Source organism: Flavobacteriales bacterium (assembly GCA_016700415.1).
Taxonomy (GTDB): domain Bacteria; phylum Bacteroidota; class Bacteroidia; order Flavobacteriales_F; family PHOS-HE28; genus PHOS-HE28.
Map to the genome: position 1 here is coordinate 2,552,887 of CP065018.1, position 9,072 is coordinate 2,561,958.

General features: G+C 59.3%; 4 protein-coding genes. 2 read left to right on the forward strand and 2 right to left on the reverse strand.

Features of this window, described 5'->3' with window-relative positions; genetic code table 11:
• Positions 1–108 precede the first annotated feature (108 nt).
• Together IPP95_10725 and IPP95_10730 are read left to right on the forward strand one after the other, a co-directional pair.
• Positions 109–2,934: a T9SS type A sorting domain-containing protein gene (locus IPP95_10725; GenBank protein ID QQS71657.1), complete on the forward strand. Its 2,826-nt coding sequence runs from the start codon at positions 109–111 to the stop codon at positions 2,932–2,934.
• Positions 2,935–3,223: 289 nt separating this feature from the next.
• Entirely contained in the window at positions 3,224–6,658 is a 3,435-nt protein-coding gene (locus IPP95_10730) for an SBBP repeat-containing protein (protein QQS71658.1), read from the forward strand.
• A gap of 214 nt (positions 6,659–6,872) precedes the next feature.
• On the opposite strand, the gene IPP95_10735 is transcribed toward IPP95_10730, so the two are convergent.
• Both IPP95_10735 and IPP95_10740 read right to left on the reverse strand, forming a co-directional pair.
• Complete coding sequence (locus IPP95_10735) at positions 6,873–7,547, reverse strand: hypothetical protein (protein ID QQS71659.1); 675 nt, start codon at positions 7,545–7,547, stop codon at positions 6,873–6,875.
• Between the two features lie 61 nt (positions 7,548–7,608).
• Positions 7,609–8,853, reverse strand: a complete 1,245-nt coding sequence (locus IPP95_10740) for a T9SS type A sorting domain-containing protein (protein QQS71660.1) — start codon at positions 8,851–8,853, stop codon at positions 7,609–7,611.
• Between the last annotated feature and the right edge of the window lie 219 nt (positions 8,854–9,072).

Below are 9,072 nucleotides of genomic sequence, written 5' to 3' on the forward strand. Positions count from 1 at the left end.
TGTTCACACTGACCAAACTCACTTTGCCGATGGACCCAGTGCTCCATACCTTGCCCGAATATCTCGAAAACACCTCGAATACGATCCCAAGCCCAAACATTTGACCGCATGAACCGCATTGTAACACTCGGCCTCGCCGGCGCACTTGCCATATCCAGCTTTGTTGCCTCGGCGCAATGCACCGGCTTCAGCCAATCGCCATCCACCACGAGCACACCGGGTGCGGGTGCAAATTCACCCGGATACTCTGTTTATCCGGGGACCTACTCCACGTGGTACAGCATTGTTGTTGGTCCGCAATACACCATCACCAGCACCAACAGCGGTGACTATTTCACGGTCCGCTCAGGCACGTCCGGTGGCACCTTGGTCGCCTTCGGGCAAACGCCGTTGAATTGGACGGCGAACACCTCCGGGATACACTATATCACGATCAGTAGCAACTCCACCTGCAGCACAAGCGGCAGTTCACGGACCATCACCCTGAGCAGGACCGGCGGCACGGGCTGCAACACGGGTTTACAGAGTCCGGTCAGCACCTTCACGCCCACCTGCACCGGCGCCGCTCAAACCATCGCTTCCAGCGTGGGCACGGGCTATTCCTCAGTGAGCCTCACCAATGGGGTGCCCTATACCTTCACTAGTTCATTAGGCACGGACCAACTGACGATCACCAATTCAACGGGAGCGACGAAATATGTGTGGGGTACCTCCCCCCTTACCTACGTGTCTGCCACAAGTGGCACCTACCGGTTCTATACGCACAGTAGCTCTACCTGCGGAACCACCGGATCGCGCACCCGCTCGATCAGCTGCCCGGTTTCCAGCGGAGGCGGGGCCTGCCTCTCCGGCACCCAATACCCTTCCACCACGAAAACGCCGAGCTGCACAGGTTCGAACGAATACATCACCGGGGCGGCCAACTACGGTGAATTCTCCTTAGTAGCCCTCACCAACGGAGTTGACTATACGTTCACCTGCACCAACGGGGGCTATGTGACGATCAGCAACAGTGCCGGCACGACCGCGGTCGGGGACGGTGATTCACCATTCACATGGACCGCGACTTCCACGGGCACCTTCCGTTATTACATCCACGCCAATTCTACCTGCGGATCCGGCGGATCGGCAGGAACACGGTATGTGAGCTGCGCGGCGGCGATACCCGCTCCCGGATGTGCCACGGCCCCTTCCCCGGGTAGCGGGAGCGGTCAATGCTTCACTTCCGGCACGACCATGCTTTCATGGGCATCGGTCAGTGGAGCCACCGGCTATGATGTCTATTTCAATTCCGGAGCCAGCGCAACCACCTTGGTGAGCGGCAACCAAGCGGGAACATCATATAACGCGAGTACTCCCAGTTCAGGGAGTTATAGCTGGCGCATCATCCCGCGCAACAGCACCGGCCCCGCCACAGGATGTAGTACTTGGTCCTTCACCCGGACCGCACCGCCCACGTGGTACGCGGATACCGACGGTGACGGCTATGGCGATCCGGGCGACTCGATGGACGCCTGCACGCGACCCGACGGGTACGTAGCGGACAATACGGATGATTGCCCTATCCTGTCTGGCCGGTCGGGCGACAGCTGTGACGATGGCAGTTCCTCCACATACGGTGACATGATCGGCCTGGATTGCGTGTGCTTGGGCACGCCCTGCTCCGGTGATCAGGTGGTGGTGGCCATCAATACCGATGGAAGCCCCGACCAGCTCACGTGGGAGATCTTGGATGCAAGCAATGCACAGCTCGCAACTGGCGGACCCACTTCGGGCCAAGCCAACGCATTGGTGATCGACACGGTCTGCTTAGGCACGACGGTGGAAAGTGCCTGCTATGGCTTCAAACTGACGGACAGCTACGGCGATGGCATCATCGGCGGTAACTGGCAGCTACAGACCACGGACGGCAAGGTGCTGCTTGGCGATGATTTCGCCAACGGGAGCAATTCACCTTCCCTCACCCCGGCCTATGCGGGCTACACGGGGCACAGCTTCTGCCTGCCTCCGGGCCCGGCCAATATCGCGAGCAAGTCCTGCGGGATCTTCAACTTCAGCATGAACAGCTACGTGTATTGCCGCAACGTGGCCGGAGCGGGCAGCTACCAGTTCGAGTTCTCCGATCCCGATGCTGGCTTCATCCGCCGCATCGCGGTGAACACCAACAAGGTGCGCTTCAACCAGATGAACACCAGCCCGCTGACGCCCGGCGTGAAGTACTTCGTCCGGGCACGTACCAACGACGCCGGCCCCATGGCCAGCGCACACTTCGGCACGGGTTGCGAAGTGGGTATGAGCGTACCGCAGACGGTGACCTGCACGGAGCTGATCAGCGCGCCGAACTACGGGCACTCCTGCAACGAGAACCGCACCTTCAACACCAACAACAGCTTCATCTATGCCACGCCGGTGGTGGGCGCGACGGAATACCAGTTCCGCATCTTCATTCCCAGCGAGGGCTACGATGAGACCTTCATCCGCAGCACCTATATCCTACAGTTGAAGTGGAACAACCATCCTCCGATGGTCAACGGCTCCACCTACAACGTGCAAGTGAACGTAAAAGTCGGCGCCACCTACAGCGGCTTCTGTGGCAATACCTGCACGATCACCATCGACAACAACCCAGGCAACGCAGAGCGCCCCGAGGCCAGCATGGCACAAGCCAATGGAACGGCGACAATGTGGCCGAACCCGGTGCGTGAAAGCAAGGTCAACGTGAGCATCGACGGCATCCAGGACATGGACCAACAGATCACGGTTGACATCCGGGACATCTACGGCAAGCAGGTCTTCGCCAAGGAATTCGGGAACAGCGGTGCGCGCTTCAGCACCATCCTCGACCTGCCGGGCGACATCGCTAGCGGAGCGTACATGGTGAACATCACCGTCAACGGACAGAAGACCGTCCAGCGGTTGGGCATCATCAAGTAAGTCCAGTACTCAGGGTCTCCACCTTACGGCGGATGATCTTGAGCGGAACTCAAGCCGAAGGGCCTTTCCCTCCGACCATCGGAAGGGAACGGCCCTTTTTGCCGGGCATCTATTCGTGATCCGCGTCACTTTGCTTTTGGTCCGCTACCTCATCTCCTCCTACGCCCACCACTGCACGGTCCAGAGTAAAAAAATACTTGTAAACAGGTAAATTAAGTATGGTGAACAGCGATATAACTTGGTAGCGAAATTCTTCCTCCCGGCCACAGTCCATCAAACTCCATCACCAATGAACGCGCAATTCAATCTGGTCCCCTTGGCTTTTATGGTCACATCACTCCTGCGGCCCGGCCAAGCTATTTCCGCTACGGCCCGGCCATTACCCATTTCCGGGACGGAACGTACAGTCGCCGCTGATCGGTACGGTCAACCAGAGACAATTAAGGAGGAGCGGAGCCTTGAGGAGAACAAGGGCCAAGTAACCACCATGGCCGGTGATCCCGCACCATTCGTGCGCTTCCGATATTCCGCGGGCAACACGCACATTTTCCTGATGGGCAACGGGATCGCCTACCAATTCCACCGCACATACCTCCCGGAAGGCTATGAGGAAATGATGGCGGAGGCCGGGCAGAACCCGGCCAAGCAAAAGCGATCGGACGAACTGCGGTCCAAGGTGCGAACAGAGACTTTCAGGATGGACATGTTGCTGGAGGGTGCGAACATGAAGGCGCGCGTCACCACGGATGACCGCCAAGGCAGCTATACGAACTACTACGGCCAAGGAGCATTGAACGTACACAGCTACGGCCAAGTGACGTACCATGACGTCTATCCCGGCATCGATTGGATCGTTTACACCACGGAAAAGGGCATCAAGTATGATTTCATGGTACACCCGGGTGCCGATCCCGGACAGATCCGCCTGCGCTTCAAGGACCAGGAGGAGCTGGCCGTGGACAAAACGGGCCGATTGGTACATGGCAACCGGATGGGCCGTTTCGTGGAGGATGCCCCGGTGAGTTTTCAGGCGGGCCGGTCCGTGGCAACGCGTTTCATTCTTGAAGAAGACCTGTTGCAATTTGAACTGGGCACCTACGACCGTACCCAGCCGCTTACGATCGACCCGGCCCGCATCTGGGCCACTTACTACGGTTCCGGCAACGATGATGCCGCATATTCCACCGCAGTCGACGGCAGCGGCAACGTGTATCTGGCGGGCCAGACCAAGTCCTCGGGCAGCATAGCGTCCGGTGGCCACCAGAATACCATAGGGGGAAACTACGATGCGTTCTTGGTAAAATTCGATGCCTCAGGGGTCCGGCTCTGGGCAACCTATTACGGAGGCGGCTTGGAGGATGGAGGATACTCCTGCGCTGTTGACGGCAGCGGGAACGTGTATCTGGCAGGCTATACGAAATCCACCACGGCCATCGCTTCAGGCGGCCATCAAGGGACGCTTGGCGGCGACCAAGATGCTTTTCTGGTGAAATTCAACGCTTCGGGCGTGCGCCAGTGGGGAACATATTACGGCGGCACTGCCTATGAATTCGGGGCCTGTTGCACGGTTGACGGCAGCGGAAACGTCTATCTCGCGGGCAGCACATCTTCCAGTACGGCCATCGCCTCGGGCGGCCACCAGAACACTTACAACGGGAACTACGACGCCTTCTTAGTGAAGTTCGACCCGGCCGGTGTTCGGCAATGGGGCACCTACTACGGTGGCACGAACGGGGAGAATGGCAATGCCTGCGCGGTGGACGGTAGCGGCAACGTGTACTTGGCCGGGCAGACTAATTCGACAGGTTCCATCGCGGCCTCCGGGCATCAGGGGTCTTTCGGTGGCGGCACCGGTGATGGCTTCCTGGTGAAGTTCAATTCCTCCGGTACCCAGCAATGGGGCACCTACTATGGCGGGGCTGGAAATGATTTTGGACACGCTTGCGCGGCGGACGGTAGCGGCAACGTCTATCTCGCCGGTGAGGCGACGTCCACAACGGCCATTGCCTCTGGTGGGCTACAGAACACCAAGGGGGGCGGGATCGACGCCTTTTTGGTGAAGTTCAACACTTCCGGCACCAGACAATGGGGCACGTACTACGGAGGGACCGCCAGCGACATGGGCCGGTCCTGTGCGGTTGACGGGCTTGGCAGTGTCTTTTTGGTCGGGCAGACCGCTTCCACGGGAGGCATTGCCAATGGCGGGTACCAGAACATGCTCGGAGGCGGGACCGACGCCTTCTTGGTAAAATTGACCGCCGGGGGAAGCCGTGAATGGAGCACATACTACGGCGGCAGCGGGGCGGAATCCGGACTATCGGGCGCGGTGGATACCAATGGGAACATCCATTTCGCGGGCTACACCAACTCCTCCGGAGCCATCGCTGCAAGCGGACATCAGAACACTTTCGGTGGGGTCTACGACGGCTTCTTGGCCAAATTCACGAGCAGCAGCTCGTGCCCGGGCGGTAATGAGGTGGTGGTGGCCCTGAACACGGACGCCAACCCGGGCCAGATCACATGGGAGCTCACCGATGCGGGCAATGTGGTGATCGCCAGCGGCGGGCCCGACGTGAGCGAGGCCAGCCAATTGGTCGTGGACACGGTCTGTCTTGGCGGGATCCCCACCACCACCTGCTTCGGCTTCCGCCTGATGGACAGCTATGGCGACGGCCTCATCAACGGGAATTGGCAGTTGCGGACCACGGACGGCAAGGTGCTGCTGGGCGATGACTTCTCAGACGGGTATGATTCACCCACCACCACCCCGGCCTATGCGGGCTATACGGAGCACAGCTTCTGCCTGCCTCCCGGCCCCGCTAAGGTCGCGAACAAGTCCTGCGGGATCTTCAACTACAGCATGAACAGCTACGTGTATTGCAGCAACGTGGCAGGAGCGGGCAGCTACCAGTTCGAGTTCTCCGATCCCGATGCGGGCTACATCCGCCGCATCGCGGTGAACACCAACAAGGTGCGCTTCAACCAGATGAACACCAGCCCGCTGACGCCCGGCGTGAAGTACTTCGTCCGTGTCCGCACCAACGACGCCGGCCCCTTGGCCAGCGCGCACTTCGGCGCGGGTTGCGAAGTGGCCATATCGTCGACGGTGCCTTGCACGGAGCTGATCGGTGCGCCCACCTATGGGCACTCCTGCAACGAGTCGCGCGCCTTCAACACCAACAACAGCTTCATCTATGCGACACCGGTGGTGGGTGCGACGGAGTATCAGTTCCGCATTGTCAACGTCGCGGCGGGCTACGATGAGACATTCATCCGCAACACCTACATCCTTCAGTTGAAGTGGAACATAGGCGTGGCCCCTCCGTTGGTCAACGGCACTGTTTACAACGTGACGGTGAACGTGAAAGTAGGGGCCACCTACAGCGGCTTCTGCGGCAATACCTGCACGATCACCATCGACAACGGCGCCCGCCCGGATGCCAGCATGGAGCAGGCCAATGGAACAGTAACGATGTGGCCGAACCCGGTGCGTGAGGGCCAAGTGAACCTGAGCATCGACGGCATCCGGGACGCGGACCAGAACATTACCGTGGACATCCAGGACGTCTATGGCAAGCAGGTCTTCGCCAAGGCGTTCGGGAACAGCGGCGAGCGCTTCACCACGGTACTTGACATGCCGAGCGATATTGCCAGCGGGGTGTATATGGTGAACATCACAGTTAACGGGAAGAAGACGGTGCAACGGTTGAGCATTATGAGGTAGGTCTTGTGCGTCGGGGGGGCCTGCTTATACCAATTCGTCTTTCAGAAGCAACGGATCTCCCGGCAGGATCGGCAGCTATACAAATTCCTGATCCGCTGATTCCTAATTCCGACTGCCGACGAGGCTTATCGGAATTAGGAATCAGGAATTTGCGGACCCTAAGTGCCTGCGGAAATGTCGGCTTCTTCGGATGTGCTTGAAATTCGAATTGGTATTATCCTCCGATCACACCCGTGGACGTCACGATCACGGTGCGGAGCACCGGTTTGCCGTCCACCACGGCTTGCACGAAATAGGTACCCGGCTCAAGGCCCTCGGCGTTCACCAGCACTTGGTCGCCGGTGTAGTTCAGGTCCATGGGGATGAACTGGCCGCGGTTGTTCAGCACTTGCAGGTCGCTGATGGCGCCTGCACCGCTTACGGTAAATCGGCCCGGTTCCCGTTCATTCTGGAACTGCAGTGCGGGGATAGCCGTGTACGAAACGGCGAAGTCATCGGAGACATCCAGCTCTTTGCCCGCGTTGGAGGCGATCAAGCGGTAGTAGGAAATACCGTTGATCGGTGCCATGTCCATGAATTCATACGCGGTATGGCCATTGACGCCACCCTCGCTGTCCACCGTGAAGGCGGTACGCCAGTTCATCCGGTCCTGGGAGCGTTGGATCGTGAAGAGGCTGTTCGGTACTTCCGCGGCCGTGCCCCATTGGAGCGAGACGCCTTCACCGCTCACCGGTTCGGCCACAAAGGAGATCAGCTCATAGGTCGGTGCTGGAGCACTGGAGCTGATCGGGGTGGAGGGGCGATGCGCATCCATCAGGGCAACATCCCCGGATTGTGCAAAAGCGGGGATGATGAGGATTGCGGCAATTATTGAGAGGTTGTTTTTCATGGTCCGTCGATCAGAACGGACCACTCAACGAAATAAACAGCCTTGGGGTTTCCGGCGGAACCTATCGGATCACGAGCGGTGCCGTGCTGGAACGGCCATCCATGGTAACTCGGACGAGGTAGAGGCCCTTGGCCAGTCCACCACCGAGATCCATTCCCATGGGCGTGTGATCGGGGACTGACCGCACACGGACCGACCGTTGAAGTTTGCCAAGAGCGTCGAAAAGCTGCACCTCGGCAGTTCCAGCGCCGGGTAATTGCAGATACAAGCGATCACCGGCATTCGGATTGGGCCAGATCGAGAAGAACGGTTCCTGAGTCTGCGGGGAAAGGATGGCGGTGATGGTCACGCCTGCGCAGGTACATGAATCAGTGATGACATCCTCCACGGTCTCAGGGCGGCCGTCATCGCAGGCGTCCCCGATCTTGCCGGGCATGGCCGCGCAGTTGTCGGTGCTGTCGGCCACGGAACCCATAGGCTGGGTGCAACTCCACGCCACCACCAGCGGGTCCCCTAAGCCATCGCCATCAGCGTCCTGGAACCAGGGAAGTGCCGGATCTTCGATGACCAGCACGGACACCGAGCAACCTTGGACGGCATATTGGAACACCCCGGAGGAGTCGATCGCGGGATCATAGATGCCACTATGCGGCTCTATGGAAAGGAACACATAACGGCTCCATGTTCCGCCCGGGGTCACATCCGGGGAAAGGAACGACGTGAGGCCGAACGCGCTGTCCAAGGCGCATGTGGAGGTGGCCGTATCCGGCCCGACATGGGTCACATCAACGGTGATAGTAGCGGTTTGGGATGTTCCGGGGCAGGTGGCGGCGAAGGGCGAGGTGTACACATAGTCTCCGGGAACATCCACGGCCGGGTCATAGATCCCGCTGTGCGGAAGCTCATCGAAGGTCCACGTGCCGCCTACGGCATGGGTTCCCAATTCCACGGCGAGGTCCCTGGGAGGCCCATCATCGCAGAGATGCAGGGTATCGTCGTGGCCCGCCCCGGCACCTGCGGCATTGATCATTACCGTCGCAGTGTCGTTCCCACATTCGCCGTACACCACCACCACGTACGCGCCGAGGATCTGAAAGCTGAACGAGAATTCCGGTGTGAAGGTGAAGTACTCACCGGTGCCGGGTCCTTGCCAGGAATATCCAAGAATGTCGCCTGAGGCGACCACGGACAGGTTGATATGGTCGCCCGGGCAGAGGGGGCTGTTGGTGATCACCGTGTCGATCAAGGCGGGGTCGCAACTCCTCTCCGCACCGGTCGAACGCAGAGGAAGGAGGGCCAGGGACATGGCGAGGATGGCCAGCGTCGGACGGTTCAAATAGCAAAGGGCGGACATCCTTAATTCGAAAGCAATGAACCAAAGGTAACGGACACGACCGCGCAATGAGGTTTTTGAAGGGACGTGATCGGTAATAATAGCTTATTGGTCGATGAATTTGCCGTTGTCGTGGGTTGCTGATCCTTCCTGCCGAGAAGAGAAAAAGGGGATACAACCCAGACCAATATC

Excerpts from the sequence above, each read along its gene's own strand:
- IPP95_10725 (QQS71657.1), top strand. The coding sequence starts at position 109 with ATGAACCGCATTGTAACACTCGGCCTCGCCGGCGCACTTGCCATATCC.
- IPP95_10730 (QQS71658.1), top strand. The coding sequence starts at position 3,224 with ATGAACGCGCAATTCAATCTGGTCCCCTTGGCTTTTATGGTCACATCA.
- IPP95_10735 (QQS71659.1), bottom strand. The coding sequence starts at position 7,547 with ATGAAAAACAACCTCTCAATAATTGCCGCAATCCTCATCATCCCCGCT.
- IPP95_10740 (QQS71660.1), bottom strand. The coding sequence starts at position 8,853 with ATGTCCCTGGCCCTCCTTCCTCTGCGTTCGACCGGTGCGGAGAGGAGT.